Genomic DNA, 24479 nt, shown 5'->3' with positions numbered 1-24479 from the left:
TCTTTCAAAATTACAACTCTTTTAAATTTATCAGGCAAAAAAAAAATCCAAAGCCAGAAACCTGCTTTGGATTTTTTTGATTTACGTTTTAAGCTTTGAAACACGAAGTATAACTTTCCATCATTTTATACGTTTTAAACCTTTTTTAAAACTAGCGATTTCATCATTTATATCACCTAGAAAACTTTATCAATAACTTTAGAACATTACCAAATAACATTGAGATTTGTTTTATAATTTAAAATTTTCTAATACTTTAATCTGCACTATAAGTAATGATTTGCTTTACATTATTATTAATTTTCTGTAATTCTATTATTGTAATGCCTCCCTGATAATTCATAATAATTTCTACTTTAGTATTATTCATAACTTTGTACTCAATATTCATTATTCCTTTTTGATTTACAGCAATAATCTCACTTGATTTAGGCAATACTTTGCTTAAAAATTCAGAATCATTCACTCCATGTTCTTCAACTAATTTATTATACACATCCTTAAGGTTGGTGTTTTTAAATAAACATTCTTCTATATTGTCCATATCCTCTATAATCTTTTTACAATCTTCATTTTGTGATACTTTCTCATTTTCATCAAAACAAAAACTACGATCATTATTAAATAAGCAAGCAATAATTTTATTCCATATTATTTTGTCGAATTTTAACTTTTCTGGATTTTTATCATCATTAGTAATATCAAGAAGTCTCATGTTTTCAGCATCAAAAACAATCCATCCAACAGTATTTTCTGATTTGTCATTTGCATCAAACAAACGTAATTTCATATTAACACCGTTATTGTCTATAATTTCAATTTTTAAATTCTCTTTGAAAGGATTTTTAAAATTTGATTTTTGTATTAAGCTTAAAACTAATTGAGAACAATCAATTTTTAAATCTTCAGATCCCTGATTGTTTTTTTTAAGTAATGTTTCAGTTTTTTTGACTGGAACTTCTCTAATGTTTTTTTGTATTACTTTTTTATCTTCGTTATACTTACATGATAAGATGAATACCAATGTAATTAATACTATAATATTTTTCGCTAACTTCATTTTTAAAATGTTTTTACTATTCTTGGTACTATTGCTTTTAAAGATTCTCTATATTTTTCCTGCGCTTCTAAATTAGTTTTATTATACCAAGTTGCATAATTACCATCATATCTATTTATATAGTCGGCCTTGTAAATCATTCCTGCTAAAACTGATGGCAACTTAACAAAATTCTTGGGTTTATCTTTCTGCTGAGCATTTCCACCTTTACCATCTAATCCTTTATTTTCCATTGCACTCCATGTCCCTATAGGACTATACTCTGGATGTTTCTTGAAAGTTGAAGAGTCCCATCCATAATAAGGTGCTTGTCCAAAAACTTCCATTCCTCCAGTTCCACAATACTGATACTGTTCTGATTTAAAATGATCCGTTTCTAAACGATACATCTTTTCAACTATTATTGCTATTTCTTCTCCATACTCTTTATAAATTTTCAATAATGCCATTCTTGCATCTTCCTCATCAAATAATTCACTATCACCTTCTTTTGACCCAATTGTAGTTTCAAATGAATTCTTATATCCTTCTTTTAAAATAGATATAGGATCTAACAAATCACTTCTTCTTAAAAATGGTTTTGACCCGTTTGTTAATGGAGCTTTATTTAAATCAAAACCTAAACTTCCACTATAGTATTCGAAATGAAGCATATAAACAATTTCATCTTTTATTTTCATTAGCGGAATATATTTTCCTGTTTTTTTAATGTAATCAAGAAGTTTTCCTGTTTTTCCTAGAATGTGTTTCTGCTTAATTTCTTCTCCTACTTTTACATTTATACTTTTAGGATCAAGTTCACCATACCTGATTATAAAATCTCTGCCATCTTTAAGAGTATGTCTTACTGTTACTTGATGAGTTTGACAGTAAAAATCGGCAATCTCAAGTACTATTCCATCTGCAATTGCAACAACTTCAGTAAGAGGATTTGTATACAAATCCCTAGCAGCATGTTTTCTTGCTCCACTATTCCTGTTAGAATTAAAAGTTGTCATATTAACTCCTTGTTTTGCAGTCCAATTTCTAATTTTGCCCCACTTTTGATTTTCATCATTCTCAGGTTTAACAAGCAATGGAAAAATCACAAGTTTGGATTTACTCCTATCATTACTCTCAGACTTCTTAACCAAAACAGCACTCTTATACTCCGCCAATCCCAGCAAAGAACTAGTTTTTGTAATATGCACTCCTCCATTGGCAACTTTATTACCCTCATACAAAATCTTGTTTTCACTGTCTACGACCACCACATGAACAACGCGATTTGGCAGTTTTTGGCTTATGGTATCCCATTTTAAAGTTGCTGTTATTTTACCGCTGGTATCGACTGATACATTAGTCGCATCAAAAAGCTTTTTCCCTTTCTCGTAAATCGTGATTTTTAGTTTTTCTCCCGCTTTTATACCACGAGACTTGCCGTAGAAATAACTTATTTTGTTGTAGTCTACATGATAATGTCTTTGCTTACCATCTTGTGTGCCAATTTGGGCAGAGTAGATTTCGCGTTTATCTTCTACGTTAAGGTGGTTTTTAGATTTAAAAACATTATTCTCATTGGCCAATTTTAAATGCGGTGCGCCAATTTTTAATTCCTCTATCTTCATTAAAATTTGGGAAAACAACTTCATCACTAACTTTGGAACATTACCATTAGCAGTATTAATTAGTAATATTTTTCTGTTTAGATGAAATTACTACCCATTTGTTGTCATCTGTTAATTGATAAATAACAGTATTTATTTTGCAACATCCAACAATGCTTACTTGTTCCAAAGTTTTGTTGATTTTGTTTATTTTTGAAGGAATAAGTCTAACAGGAAAAAGCTTATCTTCTTCAAAAAAACCTTCTAAATTTTGAAAAAAATAAGTATAAATTGTTCCCGTATTAATGCTATTGTCATATACAATTGCAAAATCATCAAGTGAGTCAAAGTTGTAATCTCCAACGATTATTTCGTAGTCATTATGTAAAGGAATGTCATCAGTAAATGCTGTTGATTTACAGTTAAAATCAAAACTAAATGGGGTATAATTTAATTCTTGAAAAATAATATTGGACTTACTATCAATTAATGTAATTTTTAAATCTTGTGAATTCACAATTTCAGACTTCATTATATGGATAGTTTTGTCTTTCAGTAATTTTTTATAAAAGCATTCTTGCAAATTTTCTTGTTTGATTATTTTATTATCATGCCTAATGATAAAATCAATTTTATATTGATTCTTTTCTTTTATTACTCCTAAATACATTTTTTCATCTTCTTTTCCATTATAATAACTTACAATGTATTGATTGTTTACTGATTCATCCTTTTTAACTTTCAACGTTTTAATCCAACCATCATAAAAATCTTGTGCATTTACAAAAGGATCCCAATCTAAACTGCCATTTTCCATTTGATTCCTAATATTTTGTAACAATTTTTTTGATATATATTTATCTTTTATTTTGTTTATAAAGCTGGGATTGATTTCATTTTTTGAATTTTCGAAAATATAAGAAATGTAAAACTCTTTTATTGTATTAATTATCAATGAATCATTTTCCTGAATTTGTTCTGTACCATTTATATCTTTTTGAGATATCGAACTCTGTTCATTTTTTTGAAAACAAGATTGAATCGAAAACATTAAAATGAATAAACTTATATATTTCATAATTTTATTTTTATTCCCATCTAAAAATTGAACTTTTTCCATTGTTATATGCGTTATTTACAATTATACTTTTTTGTTTAAAATCTGAAATCCATTCTGTACCTGTCCACATTGCAATATGCCCATATTGATGACCTGTTACAGCATCAAAAACTACTATGTCTCCTTTTATATAAGTAGTTGTTTGAAGTTCCTTAAAACCTAATTGTTTTAAAATACCAAAATAATTTAAGGCATTTCGAGGCTGTGCATTGGACTTTAATCCACCTGCTTCTATAGCCAATCTAACATACGTTGCACATTTACTTAATGATTGAGATTCGGCATGAGACTCAATATAGCTAACGGCTTTATTTATATCATAACCTTGTTTACTTAATTTTTTATTTTGACCACTACAAGTACAGTCATATCCGAATCCTTGTAAAAATCCTTTTTTAATATGTAAGTCACTTTTGCCTTTTAATTCCTCATTCAAGTAACTATCATATTTAACTTTAACCTCTTTAATAGTGTAATCTGCTCTTTGTTGTCCATAAGGAGAGTCTGGAAAACTAGCCCATTCTAAAGAAGCAGTTAAAAATAATTTATTATAATTCTGAGTTAGTATCATTTTTATCATGTGTCCATGAGCATTTCTAAATTTTTCTCCATACTTTTTTATCACAGATTCAGGTAAAGGGTCGAACCTTTTATGCTTCAGTAAAACGACAATAAATCTATCTTGATTTTCTTGGTTAAAATTTGAAATATTATACTTTTTTCTATATTCAATCATACCATTCCACGTATATCCCATAACTTGATATGCTCCAGCAGCACTTGAATAATCATTTATTCTCTTGATATAAACTTTTATTTGCGGATGGTCATCCCAATTCTTTCCATAATTTTTTATGAATGACTCTCCTCCACATAGTGTTTCATATCCTATTTCTCCTGCCACGCCTTCCTCATCCCTCAACATCCTCATAAATGCCCTAACTCTTGCCTCGCATTCACAAGCGCAGTTTTTATTATTTATTTTAGAAATACTGCTGTCAGACTTCTTCACCAAAACAGCACTCTTATACTCTGCCAAACCAAGCAAAGCGCTTTTTTTAGTAACGACCACACCGCCATTTGTGGTTTTAGTGCCATTGTATAATATTTTATCTTCACTATCCTGCACAACAGCATAAACGGTGCGCATAGGTAATTTTTGACTAATGTTATCCCACTTTAAAGTTGCTTGTATTGCACCACTTGTATCGACTATAACATCTTTAACATCAAAAAGCATTTTGTCTTTTTCGTAAATAGTTAAGTTTAAGTTTTTCGCCTGCTTTTATGCCACGAGACTTTCCGTAGAAATAACGATCACATTTATTCTTTCTTTAAAATGTAAGTATTCTTTTTCCCATCATTAAAATTAATGTCAATATATGGACTTACCCAATTGTAGTTTTTACTATCAAATGTGATTACACCAAAGTTTTTAGTTTTTTTCAACGCCCAACTATTAGCATTATTAAGATCTTTTTCAAAAGTCAATTTTAAACTATCATTTTTTTCAATTGCATAAATTCGATAAAACTCATATAATTGAAATCCTTTTGCTAAATACGTTACAGAATCTTTATTTATTGTAATGGAAATATCACGCATATCTCGCCAATCATCACTATCTTCATTCATTGTAAATGAATATTCTCCACACCATTTTGAACTTAATAAAACTTTATTTTTTTTGCTTTCTGTCTTAATAAAAAAGCTTTTATATTCATAGAAAAGATCTGTGAATCTATCTTTGTTAGATTCCTTTAATGATTCTTTCTCTTTTCTTAATATTTTAGGTGTTGAATTTATATAAATAGGTTCCTGATAATGATTCGTAATATGTACAACATTTAATAATTTTTTATTAAATGTAAATATGTAATTTACATTGCCCATCTCTCCAAAAGTTTCTACCTTAATTATTGAATCATTATTATTTAATTGTTTAAATAATTTAACTTCGGTTCCTTCGGTCGATTCTCCAAATACAGCTGTATCTTTAATTAGAAATAAAGAATCCTTTTTTACAATCGCTGTTTTAGTTTGAAATTGTTCTTTATGTTTACAAGAAAACAAAATATTCAAACAAATTAAAAAAATTGAAATTTTAATTTTATTCATAATTCTTATTTATAGAGGGATTTTAGTATAATCTTTATAAGTTTCAAGTAATTCTCTTAAATCTTTAGTCTTTTTTCCAAATGTCATTTCAAAATGAGGCTTATCAACAAAACTTTTCCATTCACCTCCCCATTCAAAACCCCATTTTTTACCAATAGGAGCAATTTTAGGCAAAACATTTTCTTGTTCTGCCCAATCAATATTGCCATTTTTTATTTCAGCAACATCAATTGCCAAACCAAAATTATGATTGCTTTCTCCTCCTTTTGCATTTGTAACTTTTGGGCGTTGTGCATATAAGGCATCTTGTTCTGCATAAGTTCTATAACCTTGAATTATTCTTAATTTTATTCCCATAGTTTTTTCTACATCATTAATAAAGTTTTTAACTGAACATTTTATTTTAGGATGAAGCTTGTCAATTCTTGAATTTGTTACTGTATCCCATGTATCTAAACAATTTCCTCTTTCTGTAATAATTTCTTTACATCTAAAAACATTCTCTTTTAATGTTAATCCTTCCGTATAGACTTCTTGTGCAACCATTGCAATCTCCCAAACATATGTATTACCGTCCGGATTTGTTGCTTTCTTATATTTTATTTCTTTACCCTTATTATTTACCTTAGTTGCCCATTCCCATTCTCCATTTTCTTTAAAAAATAATGGATTATTGCGATACGCTGCACCGCTTAAAACTATTAAATTAGGCTCTTTTCCGTGCCCCGATACTGAAGGATACAAAACAGCCAAATATAAATCTGCCAGTGTTTCGTATTTTTTCTTGGTTACAAAATGGTTTTTCACATATATTAAATATTCCTGAACATATTTCATCTGTTCAATGAAAGTCATCTTGACTAATTGAGATTGAGTAATTTTTAATTGCTCTGCAGCATCTCTTCCAAATTGAATTAAACCAACGTAACCAATACCATTATCAACAGATGGACTAAATGTTCGATTTGATTCTAAAGCTATAACCGTCATCAGCCAATTAGGATCAACCCCCAAGACTTTTGAAACCTCTATTACTTTCTTTCTTTCATCGCAATTTATTTTATTCCCCCAAACCAAATTATTATCGCTACAAACACAAGTTCCGAAACTATTCCCAGACTCAGACTTCTTAACCAAAACAGCACTCTTATACTCTGCCAAACCAAGCAAAGCGTTTTTTTTAGTAATTACCACTCCACCATTGGTAACTTTATTACCTTCGTACAGAATCTTATTTTCACTATCCTGCACAACGGCATGAACTGTACGCATAGGTAATTTTTGGCTAATGTTATCCCACTGTAATTTTGCTTGTATTGCGCCACTTGTGTCTACTTTTACATCTGGAGTTAAAACTTCAAAAAGCATTTTACCTTTTTCGTAAATAGTAAGTTTAAGTTTTTCGCCTGCTTTTATACCACGTGATTTTCCGTAGAAATAACTTATTTTGTTGTAGTCTACATGATAATGTCTTTCTTTACCGTCTTGTGTGCCAATTTGGGCAGAGTAGATTTCGCGTTTATCTTCTACGTTAAGGTGGTTTTTAGATTTAAAAACATTATTCTCATTGGCCAATTTTAACTGCGGTGCGCCAATTTTTACATATAGCATTCCCCAATCGCCTGCTTTACCTTTTACATAACTGTCTAATGTAAATGGGATAAGGTTTCCGTCATATTTTTTTACATTAATTACTTTGCAGTAATCGTCTTTAAAGGCATCGTTGTCCCAAATCTCGATGGCAAGATCTTCGCCTATAAGATGTTCTTGTTTTACCCAAATATTTACGGTTTGGTACCAGCTCGATTTTTCGATCTCTATACCGTTGCTGTCTGTAAACATCATTCCCAGCACTTTTGCTTGTTTTACATCGATGCTCAAAGTTTTGCCTGGCTGTCTGTTTATAAGGCATTTTACAATTTCTTTTCCTGCTTTTAGGGGTTTTATAGCTATTGTATTTTGACTTGCAATAGTATGCGGTATTACTGTATCCCAAACCACCACTTCGTTTGCCATCAGTTTTGGAAACACTAATTGGTCCGCTTCTAAAAGTGTTGTTTTACCTACTTTAGGAACACCATTGTAGCTAAAAGAAATTACATCATTTTCTTTTACCTCAAAATGCCAGTCGTCGTTTTCATGTTTGGCATTTTGTCCGTAAGCATTTGCCAATGTAACATAAGCTTCTACAACATAATTTCCTAGTTTCATGAACTCGTAACCTGGTATAGTTATGTTTCTCCCAGTACCCAATAAACGTCCATTTAAGTTCCATTTTACAGCTCGAACTTCTTTAGCAATTGCTTCTTGCTCATCTGGAATGTACAGACTAAAGGTGCTTGCTTTAACAGCAAAAGTCATTGGAGTGCCAGGCCTTATTACTGCTGCATCGTGTGTTATTTCAGAAACAGTATTGGTAATGGTTTCTCCTGTAAAATTTTGTCTTGATTCTTCGCCTGTATCAAGTTTATAAACCGCCGTAACTATATATTTTGCTTTTGTATTTTCTGGAGTAAACGAAACAGTGTTTTCGATTTTTGTAGACTTCAACACATTTCCCAAAGCATCTGTAACGTACATTTTTAAATTTTCGAGTTCAGAATCTGTAGGAGGCATTAAAAATTTGGATTTAAAAGTGGCTGGAAAATTTTGTCTCAGACGCATTTTACCTGAAATTATTTTTGCAAAATTTTCGCCGTCAATGGGCACGAGTTCCGTTCCGTCTAATGTATTTACAGCTACCTCAACATCAAGAGAACAGTCTGGATAATTTTTGTTGTGTTTTCCGTCCTCAAAATCTTCTTTTTTGGGTTTCCCGTACCCCTCAATACGATATTTACCTAGTGTTGAGAATGTATATTTAAAACTGGTTCCCAGTTGTTCTTCTGTAAATAATCGTTTGTCTTTGTCGCCTGTAAAACCATCGTAAATAACCCACGAAGTTAGGTTTACATTTCCTTTTTTTATTTTTGCCAAAAAAGTACATTCTTCATTTTGGCGTATGGTAACTCTTTCGACATTTTTTGTATCACTTGATGATACTGGTTTAAAGTCGGGTATGTTCTTAAGGTTTTTTAAGGTAATATTAGAAACACTCGGGTAAGCGGTTTCTAGAACAGGCATTTTTACAGCGGGGTTTATAAGTGCAAGTGCAGCGAGGTTTGTATTCTCGGCATGCTCTTTCATAATCATATCAGTCTGCCCAGACTTCACAACTTCTATTTTGCCCCCAACGGTACACTGTAATGTCGAAATTTCGGTAAGTACTTTATTTCCAAAAATACTTGTTTTATCGTAGACTTTTGTCCATTTTGGTGCGGGCGCCAATGCACAAGGCTGGTTACCTCCCGAAGATGGTTTTAGGGTGCATTTGCCAAAAGTGGCAGCAGCTGGATCAAAAGTCTTATCGACCTCAGTAGCTGTAAATTTACCTTCCTCGCCATTATAGATTACTTTGTTGTGGGAAGTAACCAATAATTTGGCTGTCTGTTTTGGGTTTTCTGCTTTATTGCAACAGCATAGACCTCCATGTACAACAAAAAATTTATTGTCGTGAGCGTTTTTTTCGACTTCTTTTTGTTTTTCTTGTTCTTGCTGCTGTTTTTGCTGTTCTTTCTCTTGTTCCTGCTGTTTTTTCTCTTCTTCTTTTTCGCTATCAGCTTTTACAACTTTTTGCCTCTCTTCATTTTTTTTATTTATGGCTACAATCTCATCTTGTGGTGGCGTTAAGAGTGTTTTCCCTACAGAAGGTTCTGATCCAATTCCGTCCTTTATTCCGGCATTCATGTTATGATAATGGCGTAAATCTAGAGGATTGTCTATTCCCAACTCATTGGCAATACTTTGCAAAGTATCTCCTTTTTTTACTAAATACGGTATTGAATTATTCATGGTCTTGTTTTTTATTAATGGCAGACATCTAGACGGTTTCTTTATTTGATCTATAGTAAACATTTGGACCTACTCTAAATTTTCATTTTCTATTAGTCTTATCCATATTTTTATTCTTTTCTGGTTAGAATTAAATTTTCTCTATATTTAAAATATGAGTTATTGATTTTTATCTCTGTTTCTGAAATAGTAAAATCAAACTGAGTAGTCTTATATTGCGTTTCGTGCTTAATAGTAGCAGTAATTACAGATTCTTCATCAGTTACTTTATCTGGATACTGATAATTATTTCCTGCTGTTTTGACAACATTAAATAGTGCTTTATCTTTGTTACTTTCTCCCTTATACTGTAAAATATTTGATTCAGGATTAAAGCTTTTTCTGCCTTTCCAAAAAACTTCAGTGTCTAATGGAAGAACATGCCAGCTAAAATGGTAATCATTGTTATTTTCTGGTTTTTCTAAACAAAGCCGCAAAATGCTTATCAAGCCAAAGGAATGCATATAATTTACCATTGCACAACAATCTTTTGCCGCTTTTTCGAAAAACGCTGCACGAATATATTCTAGTCCTGCTCCCTCATGTTTAAGCTTTAATTCTTTGTCTGTGTGGATTAACCGTTTTGAAATTTCATTATAATTTGCCAAAAAAAATTTCCGCCTCTTATCTCAAACAAAACCGGAAAAAGCACATCATTATAAGTATGTGCTATATTCTCAAACTTTGAGGTTACTTTTTTATCATTAACTTTAAATTTTTTGCGCTTTATTTCAATTCTAGAATTAGAGTATTCCACAATTTCAATTTCGTATGTACATTGGGATTCTAGTTTTCTATCAAAAAGTTCGTGATTAATTTTATGTAGAATTTTAAACTTATACTTTTGCTCTATGCTCATTTTTAAATCATTAAAAAGATTAACAATTAAAAGTATGCATCGATTACTAAGTTCTTTAGCCACAAAAGGATATTTTTATAACAAAATAAGGCTAGCGTTGTAAGTTAATGCCTATAATTTGGTCGTTTTAAAACAAAAAAAAATCCAAAGCCAGAAACCTGCTTTGGATTTTTTTTTGTTTGAGATTGGAAATCTTTATTTCACTTCAAAAACATTATTTGTCTGTTTTACGTCAGCCATTAATCCGCTTGGATCGATCGTGATTTTTTTAATTGACGTTTTGTTTTTGTCGATTGTAAAACTATAGTTTTGCTGTGCCCAAGCCCAGTCTTCTAAAACTGTTCTCTTTTCGTTTGGATTTGGGTTTGGTTTAATGAAGTTCATCATTCTTAACGGAATATAGAATGTCTCAGATGTTCCGTCAGTATAATCTACTTTCAAATCGATTGGCATTGGCATTCTTCCAATTCTTTCTAAAGAAACAGTTGTTTTTCCTGCATTGTCAGCTACATCCTTAATTCCGTAATCGATTGTATTTAAGGTTTGTGTCCAATCTATTAAATACCAATCTAACTCCGCTCCAGAAACTCTTTCTGCGGTTCTTTTGATATCGTTTGGAGTTGGGTGTTTGAATTTGAAATCGTTGAAATATCTTTTTAAAGTCGCATCAACGTTCTCTTTTCCGATTACATATTCTAATTGAGAAAGAAAAAGGCTTCCTTTTACATAAGAAGAAATACTGTACGGACGGTTCTCATCATAACGATCTCCATGAGTTGTTTGTGGCTGTTCTTTACCAGAATTTACTAAACTGTAATACGCTTTATAATTTCCTATAAAAGGATTTACTTCTTTTTTGTCTCCTTTTAATTCGTTCAAAGCACTGTCTTCGATGTAAGTTGTAAAACCTTCATCCATCCAAGGGTGTTTTGATTCATTTGAAGCCAAAATGTGTTGAAACCAAGAGTGCCCTAATTCGTGCGTTGCTGTTCCAAGAATTCCTTCAAGAGTTCCGTTTCCTAGCATTAAAGTACACATTGCATACTCCATTCCACCGTCTCCACCTTGAATAAATGAATATTGTTTGTATGGATACGCTCCTACTCTTTGGTTGTAATAATCCATTACTTTAACCATTAAAGGCTCTAACTGTTTCCAGTTTGCAGTCGTTTTTTCGTTGTTTTTGTAAAAGAAATGCAAATCAACATCGTTTGGTCCTTTTACAATATCATGCGTATATTCTTTATCAGCAGCCCACGTAAAATCGTGAACATTTGGTGCAATAAAATGCCATGTCAATGTTTTTGCTTTTTTAGGATATGTAACTGTTACACCTGCATCTTGGTAACCGTGACCAATAGAATTTTTTTCTTGCAAATATCCAGAACCACCAATGGTGTAATCTTTATCGATAGTAATTTTTACATCAAAATTACCCCAAACACCGTGAAATTCTCTTGCGATGTAAGGATCTGCGTGCCATCCTTCAAAATCAAATTCGGCCAATTTTGGATACCATTGTGACATAGAAAGTTCTACTCCTTCAGAATTGTTTCTTCCTGAACGACGAATTTGTACCGGCACTTGTCCGTCAAAATCTAATGTAAAAGTGGTTTTAGAATTTGGAAGGATTGGTTTTGCCAAAGTCACTTCTAAGATTGTTCCTGAAACTCTTGTTTGAGCAGTAACTCCATCTTGTTTGAAATTTGCAATTTTTAAATACCCAATTTCGTTAGGTTTTAAAGTTTCAATACGGCTTTGTTTTACTTCTTTTCCGTCAGCTTGTTTTACTTTGTTTACCATTCTTCCGTCTGGATCTTTAATAAAATGAAGACGTGCATCCATTTCGCTTCCTGGTTGAAATGCGTTTGGAAACAAATGATAAAATACTTTTTTTAGAGTATCAGAAGAGTTGTTGGTATAAACCAATTCTTGTTTTCCTTTGTACTGATAGTTTTTTACATCCATCGAAACCTCCATTTTATAGTCAGCATGCTGCTGCCAATATGGGGCGCTTTGTGCAAAAGCCGAATTAAAACCTAAGCTTAGGAAAGAAAGTAAAATAATTTTTCGCATGTTAATATGTAATAGAAAATGGAAGAGCGCGAACTCTTCCATTGGATTAATAGTGTATTATTGTTTATTTTTTAGACATCTTTTCAGCCATCAATAAAGCGTTGTAAGCATTTACCATCTTAGCTGTTCTTGATGATTCTACAGAAGAAACCGCTTTTGGTTTTTCGTCTGGATTTTCACTTTCACCCAAAACAATCATTGAAGGAAGTGCCACTCCAGAGTCCATTAAAATCTTTTTAACCTGAGCTGCTTTTAATTTTGGATAGTAAGAACGAATCAAAGCGGCAACACCTGCCGCATTTGGAGATGCCATTGATGTTCCTTGCAGGTATTTGTATTTATTATTTGGCACTGTTGCATAGATTTCTTCTCCTGGAGCAAAAACGTCTACGTTTATTTTCCCGAAGTTAGAGAATGGCGCCACAACATTTTCGCCATAAGATTTATTAATCGCTCCAATTGTGATCAAATTATCTGCAAACTCTTTTACGTTGTCTTCAGAGTCGTTTGGATAATTGATGTTTTTAGCTTCATCAATGTTGTAACCATCATTACCAGCCGCGTGAACAATTAAAACGTCTTTTTTAGCTGCATACTTAATAGCATCATAAACCCATTGTTTGTGTGGAGAAAAACTTTTTCCAAAACTTCCGTTGATTACTTTTGCTCCATTGTCAACTGCATAACGAATTCCCAAAGCAATGTCTTTATCATATTCGTCTCCATCTGGAACGGCTCTAACAGTTAAAATTTCAACGTTTTCCGCTACTCCGTCTCCACCTAAGTTATTTCCACGAACTTGAGCAATAATTCCAGCAACGTGAGTTCCGTGAAGTGCTTTTTCTTTATCTGGACCAAAAACAACATTGTTACCATAATGATTGTTTTTAATGTCTTCTGGATTGTCGCCTACAATTTTTCTTCCGTCATAATCTTTATTCAAATTGTAATCCAACTGATCGTAAACTTGTTCTTTGTATTCTCCAAAATCTGCTTCTGGATCAAAAGTTGAACCTGCATTTGTAAAAATCTGAGTCATAATCATTTTACTTCTTGCCACTTTTGGGTCTGTTGAAGTAATAGTGCTTAAATCTTCGATTTTATATGTTGTTTTATTAAGTTCTTTTTTGATCGTGTTGTGAACATCAAGTAAAAAATCTACCTGATCTTTGTCTTTTAACGCTTTTTCATACTTCTCTGTGTATTGCGCCAAAGCTGCTTTATATTGAGCAGAACCATCGTCACCTTTTTTAACGATACGAGTCATTTCTAGGTTTTCATGAACCGAATTTCCTAAGAAATTCCATCCGTGAACATCATCGATAAATCCGTTTTTATCATCATCGATTCCGTTTCCTGGAATTTCTTTCTTATTGGTCCAGATCATTCCCTGTAGGTCTTCGTGCTCGATATCGACACCTGAATCTACAATTCCCACGATTACTTTCTGCCCTTTCTTACCTTGCAGTAATTCAGCATAAGCTCTATCAACGCTCATTCCTGGAATAGAATCTTTTATTAAATCAAGATGGCTCCATCTTTTTAATTCATTTTCGCTAACAGGCGCTTTTTTTACAACTGCTGCCGGCGCTGTAATAAACTCCTTTGAAGTAGAAACCTGCGCTTGAACTGTAGCGCTACATCCTGCTAAAACAAGCAATGCAAAAGCAGATAATTTAAGAGGTTTTATATGACTCATGTATCTATAAATATAAGTAAAGTTAAAAGATGGGTCTAAATTATGCTTTTTTGTTACAAAAAACTAACTGTTAACACTGTGTTATGAAATTTTGACGAAAAATACTGAAAAGTATAATTTTCGCAAACATTTATTTATCAAACCATTACAACATAGCCCTGCCAGACCAAAAATATACTTATATGCAATTATTTGTTTTGGAATTGAAAAAAAATTAACAAATAATATAGTCTTTACGGGTTTACGTAAGGTTTGCCCATTTTATTAACTTATACTTGCGCGACCTAATTCTAAACTTATTCTATGAAGACAAAACTACTCTTATTGCTGTTACTGGCAACTTTTTCTATTTCTGCGCAAATTAATTTAGTCCCAAATGGTGGGCTTAATTCTTGGGCGGGATTTACACTTCAAGACTGGGCCACGGAAAATAGTGTCTCTCGAAGAACTGCCAATTATGAAGGGACTTTTAGTGCCGAATTATCATATATAAGTGCTTCTCCTAAAATTACTGCGCAAGTACCATTACAGGCGGGTGTTACTTATACGATCAAATTTAAGTACCTGTACGCAGACAACAATTATAATGGAAGCCATCCTATTTCATTAAATATCTCAAAAAACGGAAGTTCTAGCACTTTATCTTCAAGTACTATTGCTACCAACAATTTATGGAATGAAAAAGAAGCAACTTTTACTCCTGATGCAAATCTTTCATATGATTTATCAATTTCTACTTTTAGTTTTGATAATGCTCCTTTTACTGTCTTGATCGACCATGTTCAGGTATATGTAGCTGGAACAGAACAATACACAAAAATTCCTGATATAAACTTTGAAAATAAATTAATTTCCTTAGGCATTGATTCTGGAGCGCCTGATGGTAAAGTACAAACAAGCAATATTAATACAATAACATCATTGGATGTTTCAAGCAGTAATATTACTGATTTAACAGGGATTGAAGACTTCGTTTCTTTAACTCAGTTATATACAATGTCAAATAAATTGACAACATTGGATTTGTCTAAAAATGTAGAATTAACAACCTTAAGATGTGATTCAAATTATAGTATAACAAGTTTAAACGTCTCCAAAAACACTAAACTAATCAATTTATATTGCGCTGACAACAAGATCTCTAGTTTAGATGTTTCTGCTATTCCAGACTTAATGTTTTTATATTGCAGTAGTAACCAACTAAGCAGTTTAAATCTTTCTTCTAATACAAAATTACAATATCTGTATGTAAATGGAAATCTTTTGACCTCTTTGGATTTAAGTAAAAATACGCTTTTAAATACTATACAATCTCAACAAAATAGCAGACTTGAAACCTTAAATCTTCAGAATGGACAAAACACTCTGATACAAAAAATAAACTTAAACTATACTCCAAGCTTATATTGTATTCTAGTTGATGATATAGCATATTCTACTGCTAACTGGGAATCATTTAAAGCCAGCAATGTTGATTACTCATTAACCTGCCAAACTCCTGAATACATTATAATACCAGATCCCGAATTCGAAAAAGCTTTAATGACTAATGGTTTGGACGGTGTAGTAGACGGTAAAATTCTAAAATCTAAAGTTTTAGCTACCGATAACCTACATCTTAACATTGAGAATGTAACCGATTTAACAGGTTTAGAATCTTTTAAAAACTTAAAAAATTTAGAACTTACAGCATTCGCGAACGCGAGTACAATAACTAAATTTAATATTACTCCTTTTACTCAACTTACATCTTTTACTTGCCGAACTAAAAGCTTATCTGAAATTGATGTATCACAGAATGTAAATCTTACAGAATTAAATTTAAGCAATAATAAGCTTACTAAACTTGATTTGAGTTCAAATTTGGCTTTAGAAAAATTAATAGTTTCATCAAATGCAATTACTGATCTTAATGTTACTCAAAATACAGCATTAAAAACATTAGGTTGTGGCGAAAATCCTTTAACAGTAATTAATGTTTCTAAAAACACTGCGCTAGAAAGCCTTTACTGCTACAATACCAAAATCAAAACTTTGGATATTACAAACAATCCGGCATTACAAAATTTAGATGTTGAACTTAATTATCTAAAATTACTAGACATTTCTAAAAACCTACAGTTAGTGACTCTTAACTGTGATCAAAACGATTTTAAATCGTTAGATATTTCAAAAAATACTTTACTGACAAAATTTAGTTGCGGTTATAATAACGATTTATCTTATTTAAACCTTAAAAATGGTAATAATAAAAATTTCATAACAAATACGTTAAACTACAGAGGTTTTAGAAATACAAAATTAAGCTGTATTGAAGTAGATGATGTTGAGTACTCTAATACAAATTGGGCAACATTAAAAGATGCCTCTGCGACTTATTCTTCTTCATGTGATGTAGTACTTGCATATACGGCAATCCCTGATCCAAATTTTGAAGAGGCATTAATTCTAAAAGGAATTGACAAAGATGGTAAAAATGGTAAAGTTTTAACTTCTGAGATACTTAATCTTACTTCTTTAAATGTATCCGACAGTAACATTAAAGACCTAACGGGAATTCAGGATTTTGTTTCTTTAACTTCATTAGATTGTTCTAAAAACAATTTGACAGTATTAAATGTTTCCAACAATACGTTCTTAACAGAACTAAAATGCAGCAACAATACTATTTTTTCATTAGATGTATCTTATAATGCTAGACTAACCAACTTAAGCGCAAGTTTTAACAAAATAGTAAGCTTAGATCTTTCTGCAAATAAGAGTTTAAAAGAGGTTGAGTGTGCTTCTAATAACCTGCACAATCTTAACTTGAAAAATGGCAATAACGCAAACATGCAGCGTATGATTTTCGGTAATTTCACCGAAAATCCACATTTAGTATGTATCGAGGTTGATGATGCAACATTTGCTGAAGCAAATTGGATTGCAAAAGACGCAAATGCAAGTTATTCATCTCAAGCATGTCCGTTAAACGAGCAGCAAACATTAATACCTGACTTAAATTTTGAAAGAATACTAATAGCTCAAGGTATAGATAAAGATGGAGAAAATGGAAAAGTACGTACTTTGAGCATTTTAACATTAACAGATTTAACCTTAAATGACGCAAACAATAAAGTTTCAGATCTAACGGGTATCCAAGATTTTAGAGCTTTGACCTCACTTAATGCAAACAATAATAATATTAAAACCGTTGACCTTTCCAGTAATACTGCATTAATTCTTCTAAATCTTGATAATAACCAGCTAACTGAAATTAATGTATCGAACAATACTTCTTTATGGGGTTTGAGCTTAAATTATAATAAATTAACTACTCTTGATATTTCTAAGAACACAAAATTAGGCTCTTTAAATATACAAGGAAATCAAGTAGCAGACCTTGACATTTCAAAAAACACAAGTTTAAGCTCATTAGATGGTCGAGACAATCAATTAACTTCTTTAGAAGTTTCTAAAAATACGATCTTAAACAGGTTGTATTTAGGCAACAATAGTTTGAAAACTATCGATTTGTCTCAAAACACAAAATTGAATTATTTATCTATTTATGACAATTTACTAACATCTTTGGATGTTTCAAACAACCCACTTTTAGTTGCATTACAATGTGCTCAAAATCAGATCAGAACTTTAGATTTGTCTAAAAACAACAAACTGACCCAATTATACGTAAATGATAATAAGATATACAATTTGAATTTGAAAAACGGAGCTAATAGTTTAATAAATACTACCTACTCAGACTTCAAAAGAAACCCTTATTTAACTTGTATTGAGGTTGATGATGTGGCTTTTTCAAACGAAAAATGGAGTACATTAAAAGATGTAACTGCTAATTTTTCATCAGCAACATGTCCAAATGGAGAACCTTTTACATTAATTCCTGATGTAAATTTTGAAAATAAATTAATCGCTCTTGGAATTGACAAAGATGGTCCAAACGGAAAAGTAGCAACTTATAGCATTGATACAGTAACTTCTCTAAACGTATCAAAGAGTAATATTACTGATTTGACAGGATTACAAGATTTTACTGCATTAAATTCATTGGAAGCTGCAGATAACAAATTGACGACAATTAATATTACTAATAATAAATTGTTGGCCAATTTAAATGTAAGCAAAAACCAATTGTCTTCTGTAGATGTCTCTGCAAACTACAAATTAGCGACCTTAAACTGTAATGCAAATAAAATCACAGCTTTAAATCTTTCCAATAATTACTTATTGAGCAATTTAAACTGTAGCAATAATACAATTACAACATTGGATGTATCTAATCAATTAGAATTAACTAATTTAAACTGTAGCACTAATGCTCTTACTGTTTTGAATGTTTCAAGAAACACCAAACTAACAGTATTAAGTGCTAGTATTAATAAATTGGAAAGTTTAGATGTTTCTAAAAACACAATACTGAAAGAAATCGACTGTGCAAGTAATGAGTTATACAACTTAAACTTGAAAAACGGGAACAATGCTAATATGGAAAGAGTAATTTTTGGAAATTTCACAGAAAATCCAAACTTGCTTTGTATTCAAGTAGACGATGCTGCATTCTCAAATGATAATTGGATTGCAAAAGATGCAACTGCAACATACTCTTCTGAAGCATGTCCTGTAAACGGGAAGTACACTTTGATACCTGATCCAAATTTTGAAAAAATATTAATTGCTAAAAACATTGACACAGATGGTGAAAATGGAAAAGTACTTACCAAAAGTCTTTTAAAAGTTACCTATTTGAATGTTAGCGACACTAATCTGAAAGTATCTGATTTAACAGGTATTGAGGATTGTACAGCATTAGAAACTTTATATTGTTATTCTGCCGCATTGACGAATTTAGATGTTTCTAAGAACATAAACTTACAAACTTTAGACTGTTCAAATAATAAATTAACTTCTTTGAACTTATCAAAAAACAGTCAATTAAAATCAGTAGATTTTTCTAGGAATGATTTAACATCAATAGATCTTTCAGCAAATACTAATTTAACTCGTTTAACGGGAAGCAACAATCAGCTTTCAGCATTAGATCTTTCAAAAAATAAAGCGTTGGAAACTGTATCTGTTTACAATAATAAATTAACTAATTTAAATATTACTGAAAATCTTAATTTAACCAATTTAACGGTTTCAAAAAACCTTCTAACATCAATAGACCTTTCAAACAACGCAAGTTTAAAAGCTATAGACATTGCCGAGAACCAATTTACAACGGTTGATATTTCTAAAAACCCTTTATTAGTATCAATATTTGCAAGCAAAAATAATTTAGAGAGTCTAAATCTTAGCAATAATACCTCGTTAACTTCATTGCATTTGCAATATAATAAACTCGCAACTCTTGATATTTCTACAAATAAAGTTTTAAGCACAGTTTTTCTTTATAATAATATGTTGACCTCTTTTGACATAACTAAAAATTCTGCAATAAACACTTTAAACTTAGACAGTAATCAATTGACAAGTTTAAATTTAAAAAACGGAAAAAATAGCTTGATAAGTGTTGTTAGTATGCGTCAAAACTCAAAACTAAATTGCATTCTTGTAGATGATGTAATTTATGCCAATACTAATTGGAATACTAGTAAAGATGAAATAGCAACCTATAACATCGAATGTACTGGCGAATTAGTTCTAGCTCCAAGCAATTTTACTGTAGAAACTAAAGGTGAATCTTGTCTTGGTGAAAATAACGGAGAAATCAGCATTGTTGGAAAAGCTTCGTTTGCTTACAATGCAACGATAAACGACAAGTCTTACACGTTTACAAATAATGCTTTAAAAATTTCTGCATTAACTCCTGGGGTTTACAAAATTAAGATTACTATTCCTGAAATGATTTTCGAACAAAATTTCAATGTAACCATCCAAAAAGGAGCTACTATTACAGGAAAATCTAATATAAGCGCTAAGAATGTAAATGTTGAAATTACTGAAGGAACAGCTCCTTTTACCGTATTTGTTGATGGTACAGAACAATTCCAGACAACAGACAACAATTTTACAGTTTCTCTAGATAAAGCTGGATTGGTAGAAGTGGCAACCGCAAAGGCTTGTGAAGGTGTTTTTGCTAAAAAAGTTACTTCTTATGAATTAGGGACAATGCTTTCAGCTTATCCAAACCCTACTTCTGGCAGTATCGAAATTGAAATTCCTAGCTCAAAAACGGAAGTTGCTATTGATTTGTACAATTTCGGCGGCCAGTTAGTTTCACACGGAACTTATAATATTGAAAGCGGAAGAGCTCTTTTAAATCTTGAAAAATTGCCTTCCGGAATTTATGCCGCTAAAATTAACTTAGAGACTCCAGAATACATTAAAATCATAAAAAATTAAGAAATGAAGAATTCTATATACTTATCAATAATCTGTTTAGTATTTGCGGCCTGTGGAAGCGGAGGCGGAGATGATCCAGTTACTCCTCCGGCAGTAAACACAGCTCCTACAGTACCTGTATTGAGTATACCTGCAGACAATAAATTATGTTTAGACAATAATGTTTCTTTTCAGTGGAATGCTTCAACTGATGAACAAAAAGATGCAATCGTTTATCAGATTCAAATTGCAAAAGATAACGGATTTGCTCAAATCGTCAATACGCTTGATAATTCATCTCTTTCTACCAGTGCTTTAGCTTTAGAGAAAAATACAGCTTATTATTGGAGAGTTAAAGCGACAGATGCTAAAGGATTGTCTAGTGCTTATTCTTCAACATTTAAGTTTTATACGGCTGGCACAGCTGTGGTGAATCATTTGCCTTTTGCTCCAGAATTGATCGCTCCAGCAATCAATGCAGCCTTGAGCACGTCAACTGCAACTTTAACTTGGAACGCTTCTGATGTTGATACTGCAGATATTTTGACTTATGATGTATATTTTGGAACGGCAAATCCGCCAACGGCAAAAGTAAGTGAGAACATAAGTGCAAAATCAATTGAGGTTGCACTTCAGCCTACAACGCAGTATTATTGGAGAATTGTTGTCAAAGACAATAAAGGCGGTGAAACTGTAGGTCAGATTTGGAAATTTAAGACAAACTAAACTTCAAAAATTACAATTAGTTAAATCAAAAACTCCCATTTTCAACAAATGAAAATGGGAGTTTTTTGTAAAGTACTGATTCTATTTGTTTCGTTACGTCTTTCCGTAAAGAATAATGAAACGAATATTGTATCATTGCAAATCCAAAAACTGTATTAGTCTATGAAAACAAAATTACTTTTAATGCTTTTATTAGCAAATTTTACTTTTTATGCACAAACCAATTTAGTTTCCAACGGAGATTTTGAAAATTGGACATCTTCCTCTCAGCCAGATGATTGGGGACGATTTTTTAGTGGACTTATCTATAAAGATTCCGATCATCAGAATGGAAATTCGAGTACCAAAATAGAAATAACAAGTGGTACTCTTAATTATATGTTTACTAACGCTTATTTCCCAGTAGAGACTGGTAAAACTTATAGAGTTACTGGTTACCATAAATTGGTTTCTGGATCTATTACTTCTCTTGAATTAGGCTTAATAGATTCTGATGTTTCGCAGACACCAATTACAAGTTCTATTGACAATACTTCATCAAATTCAGAATGGAGAAAAATTGAGTTTGATTATGTAGCTACTGCAACTAAAAACATCGGAGTTATTATTAGAGTAGAAGGAACAGCAACTTCAGAAATTTTGATTGATAATGTCTCTGTAGTAAATATCCCTCAATACACTCAAATTCCAGACATTAACTTTGAGAACAAATTAATTTCTTTAGGAATCGATTCTGGAACTGTTGATGGACTAGTTTTGACCTCAGACATTGCTTCTGTAGAAACTTTAGACCTTTACTACAGTAATATTAGTGATTTGACTGGAATAGAAGATTTTAAATCGTTAACATCTTTAAACTGTATGTCAAATACAATTTCTTCTATAGACCTTTCTAAAAACACCGCCCTAACTTACCTTGATCTTTCTTATAATAATTTGAGTGCTTTAGATCTTTCTGCTAATATTAATCTTCAAACCTTAAATATTAATTATAATAGCTTTACAACTATAGATCTTTCGAAAAATACTGAATTAATGTACTTTTTTTGTACATCAAACCAGTTAGGTAATGTTGATTTTTCACACAACACTAAGTTAAGTGCACTTTGGTGCCAATCTAACCAATTTACAAGTTTAGATTTTTCAAATAATACTGCTTTAACTTCATTGCTTTGCGCCAACAATAAATTGCTGACAACAGTAAACCTGAAAAATGGAAACAATGGTTCTGTTTCTTTAAATATAAACGAGATTGATTTTACAAAAAATCCGCTATTAACTTGTATTGTTGTTGATAATGCACTTTATGCGAATCAAAATTGGTCTGCATTTAAAGAAGCAACTGCATCATATTCAACTTTTGACTGTTCTCTAGTTACGCCTATACCAGATCTTGCCTTTGAAACGAAATTAATTGATATAGGAATTGACACCGATGGACAAAACGGAACTGTTTTAAACAGTAGCATTTCAGGCGTAACCTCTTTAGATGTTTCTTCAAGTTCTATTAAAGACTTAACGGGTATTAGCGGTTTCACTGCTTTAAACAGTTTAAATTGTTCAGGAAATTTACTAGTAACATTAAATCTTTCTAAAAATACTTCTTTGACTCTTTTAGATTGTACCAACAATACTTTAGAAAAATTAAGCATTAAGAACGGCAACAATTTAAATTTAGATCTTAGTTCTAATTTTACTTCAAATCCAAGCTTAAGCTGTATTGAAGTTGATGATGTTACTTATTCTAATACAAATTGGACTTCTCTTAAAGATGCTACAGCAAATTACAACGAAGATTGTACGCAATACACTTTAATACCAGATTCAAATTTTGAAGACGCATTAATCGCTTTAGAAATTGATACTGATGGTAAAAATGGTAAAGTTAAAACAGAAAGTGTACGTAAAGTAACTTCATTAAATGTACAAAGTTCAAATATTTCTGATTTAACTGGAATCGAAGATTTTACAGCTTTAATTGCTCTAGAATGTATTGATAACACGATCAGTAGTATAGATGTTAGCCATAATAAACATCTAACAAGATTAGGTTTAGACTTTAATAATTTATCAAGTTTAGATGTTACTGCAAATACCGAATTATACAATTTATCATTCAGTAACAATCTAGTTCCAGCGATTGATTTATCGCAAAATAAAAAACTTCATATTTTAGTTGCCGATCAAAATTTATTGACAAGTATAGACTTTTCAGAAAACCCAGAATTAGAAACTATTTATTGCGGAAGAAATAATTTGACAACTTTAAATGTATCAAATCTTCCTAATTTGAATCAATTAAATTGTATCCTCACAAACATTTCTGAAATCGACGTTACTGCAAATCCAAAATTGGTGTGGCTATATCTTAATAACAACCAATTAACAGAGATTGATCTTAGTCAAAATCCTCTTTTAAGATATTTAAACTTAAGCCATAATCAATTAACCACTTTAGATTTAAGTCACAATCCTCTTTTAGAACTTATTTTTGTTGAATTCAACCCTTTAACATCACTAAATGTTCAAAATGGCAACAACAGAAATTTTATATTGCCTTCACAGACTGGGAAAAAAGCAGGATATGGCGATACAACAAGCTTCTTGAAAAACCTTAAATTGAGCTGTATTCAGGTTGATGATGTTGATTTTTCTAATGCAAATTGGTCGCATATCAAAGAAACTACCACAAGCTATTCTAATACTTGTAAAAGTCTAGGTATTGACAAATCTGAATTTAGTCAAGCCATTGTATATCCAAACCCAACAAAAGGTGAAATAACGATTAATAATATTGCATTAGACAAAGCAACAGTTTACAATTATTTAGGGCAATTGGTAAAATCTTTTACTCTAAACAACGCAAATAAAGAGAACACGTTAGATTTATCTGGCTTGCCTAGAGGAGTTTATTATGTGTATCTAATCAATGGAGATGCCGCTTCTGCTAAAAAAGTTATAGTAGAATAATGTCAATT

Annotated in this window: 13 protein-coding genes; 3 read left to right on the top strand and 10 right to left on the bottom strand. The window is 31.5% G+C overall.

Annotated elements, in window-relative coordinates; translation table 11 throughout:
• Positions 1-256: 256 nt before the first annotated feature.
• The 10 genes from DM397_RS18230 to DM397_RS18185 form a co-directional block, all read right to left on the bottom strand.
• Complete coding sequence (locus DM397_RS18230; RefSeq protein WP_111378897.1) at positions 257-1060, bottom strand: hypothetical protein; 804 nt, start codon at positions 1058-1060, stop codon at positions 257-259.
• A 2-nt stretch (positions 1061-1062) separates the two neighbouring features.
• A complete protein-coding gene (locus DM397_RS18225) occupies positions 1063-2667 on the bottom strand; it encodes a M23 family metallopeptidase (protein ID WP_162615500.1) in 1605 nt (534 codons plus the stop codon).
• A gap of 55 nt (positions 2668-2722) precedes the next feature.
• Positions 2723-3766 carry an XAC2610-related protein gene (locus DM397_RS18220; RefSeq protein ID WP_111378895.1) on the bottom strand — a complete coding sequence of 348 codons (1044 nt, stop codon included), beginning with the start codon at positions 3764-3766 and terminating at the stop codon, positions 2723-2725.
• Entirely contained in the window at positions 3735-5006 is a 1272-nt protein-coding gene (locus tag DM397_RS18215; RefSeq protein WP_111378894.1) for a peptidoglycan amidohydrolase family protein, read from the bottom strand. The genes DM397_RS18220 and DM397_RS18215 overlap by 32 nt, the downstream gene beginning before the upstream one ends.
• A gap of 83 nt (positions 5007-5089) precedes the next feature.
• Entirely contained in the window at positions 5090-5884 is a 795-nt protein-coding gene (locus DM397_RS18210) for a hypothetical protein (protein WP_111378893.1), read from the bottom strand.
• Positions 5885-5893: 9 nt separating this feature from the next.
• Positions 5894-9775, bottom strand: a complete 3882-nt coding sequence (locus DM397_RS18205) for a PAAR-like protein (RefSeq protein ID WP_111378892.1) — start codon at positions 9773-9775, stop codon at positions 5894-5896.
• 110 nt (positions 9776-9885) lie between these two features.
• Positions 9886-10422 (bottom strand): hypothetical protein, encoded by a 537-nt coding sequence (locus DM397_RS18200; RefSeq protein ID WP_111378891.1) that lies wholly within the window; start codon positions 10420-10422, stop codon positions 9886-9888.
• A complete protein-coding gene (locus DM397_RS18195) occupies positions 10389-10736 on the bottom strand; it encodes a hypothetical protein (protein WP_111378890.1) in 348 nt (115 codons plus the stop codon). The genes DM397_RS18200 and DM397_RS18195 overlap by 34 nt, the downstream gene beginning before the upstream one ends.
• A gap of 132 nt (positions 10737-10868) precedes the next feature.
• Positions 10869-12749 carry a M1 family metallopeptidase gene (locus DM397_RS18190; protein WP_111378889.1) on the bottom strand — a complete coding sequence of 627 codons (1881 nt, stop codon included), beginning with the start codon at positions 12747-12749 and terminating at the stop codon, positions 10869-10871.
• Positions 12750-12813: 64 nt separating this feature from the next.
• Positions 12814-14448, bottom strand: a complete 1635-nt coding sequence (locus DM397_RS18185) for a S8 family peptidase (protein ID WP_111378888.1) — start codon at positions 14446-14448, stop codon at positions 12814-12816.
• A 303-nt stretch (positions 14449-14751) separates the two neighbouring features.
• On the opposite strand from DM397_RS18185, the gene DM397_RS18180 reads away from it, so the two are divergent.
• The 3 genes from DM397_RS18180 (at position 14752) to DM397_RS18170 (ending at position 24471) form a co-directional block, all read left to right on the top strand.
• Entirely contained in the window at positions 14752-20796 is a 6045-nt protein-coding gene (locus DM397_RS18180) for a T9SS type A sorting domain-containing protein (protein ID WP_111378887.1), read from the top strand.
• 3 nt (positions 20797-20799) lie between these two features.
• Positions 20800-21501, top strand: a complete 702-nt coding sequence (locus DM397_RS18175) for a glycoside hydrolase family 78 protein (protein WP_111378886.1) — start codon at positions 20800-20802, stop codon at positions 21499-21501.
• Positions 21502-21663: 162 nt separating this feature from the next.
• A complete protein-coding gene (locus DM397_RS18170) occupies positions 21664-24471 on the top strand; it encodes a T9SS type A sorting domain-containing protein (RefSeq protein WP_111378885.1) in 2808 nt (935 codons plus the stop codon).
• The last annotated feature ends 8 nt before the right edge of the window (positions 24472-24479 follow it).

This window comes from Flavobacterium nitrogenifigens (assembly GCF_003254565.1).
GTDB lineage: Bacteria > Bacteroidota > Bacteroidia > Flavobacteriales > Flavobacteriaceae > Flavobacterium > Flavobacterium nitrogenifigens.
This window is presented reverse-complemented; position numbering and strand designations above follow the sequence as displayed.

What these genes read in the sequence shown, in the direction of transcription:
- DM397_RS18230 (WP_111378897.1), bottom strand. Translation starts at nt 1,060, where the DNA reads ATGAAGTTAGCGAAAAATATTATAGTATTAATTACATTGGTATTCATC.
- DM397_RS18225 (WP_162615500.1), bottom strand. Translation starts at nt 2,667, where the DNA reads ATGAAGATAGAGGAATTAAAAATTGGCGCACCGCATTTAAAATTGGCC.
- DM397_RS18220 (WP_111378895.1), bottom strand. Translation starts at nt 3,766, where the DNA reads ATGGAAAAAGTTCAATTTTTAGATGGGAATAAAAATAAAATTATGAAA.
- DM397_RS18215 (WP_111378894.1), bottom strand. Translation starts at nt 5,006, where the DNA reads ATGCTTTTTGATGTTAAAGATGTTATAGTCGATACAAGTGGTGCAATA.
- DM397_RS18210 (WP_111378893.1), bottom strand. Translation starts at nt 5,884, where the DNA reads ATGAATAAAATTAAAATTTCAATTTTTTTAATTTGTTTGAATATTTTG.
- DM397_RS18205 (WP_111378892.1), bottom strand. Translation starts at nt 9,775, where the DNA reads ATGAATAATTCAATACCGTATTTAGTAAAAAAAGGAGATACTTTGCAA.
- DM397_RS18190 (WP_111378889.1), bottom strand. Translation starts at nt 12,749, where the DNA reads ATGCGAAAAATTATTTTACTTTCTTTCCTAAGCTTAGGTTTTAATTCG.
- DM397_RS18185 (WP_111378888.1), bottom strand. Translation starts at nt 14,448, where the DNA reads ATGAGTCATATAAAACCTCTTAAATTATCTGCTTTTGCATTGCTTGTT.
- DM397_RS18180 (WP_111378887.1), top strand. Translation starts at nt 14,752, where the DNA reads ATGAAGACAAAACTACTCTTATTGCTGTTACTGGCAACTTTTTCTATT.
- DM397_RS18175 (WP_111378886.1), top strand. Translation starts at nt 20,800, where the DNA reads ATGAAGAATTCTATATACTTATCAATAATCTGTTTAGTATTTGCGGCC.
- DM397_RS18170 (WP_111378885.1), top strand. Translation starts at nt 21,664, where the DNA reads ATGAAAACAAAATTACTTTTAATGCTTTTATTAGCAAATTTTACTTTT.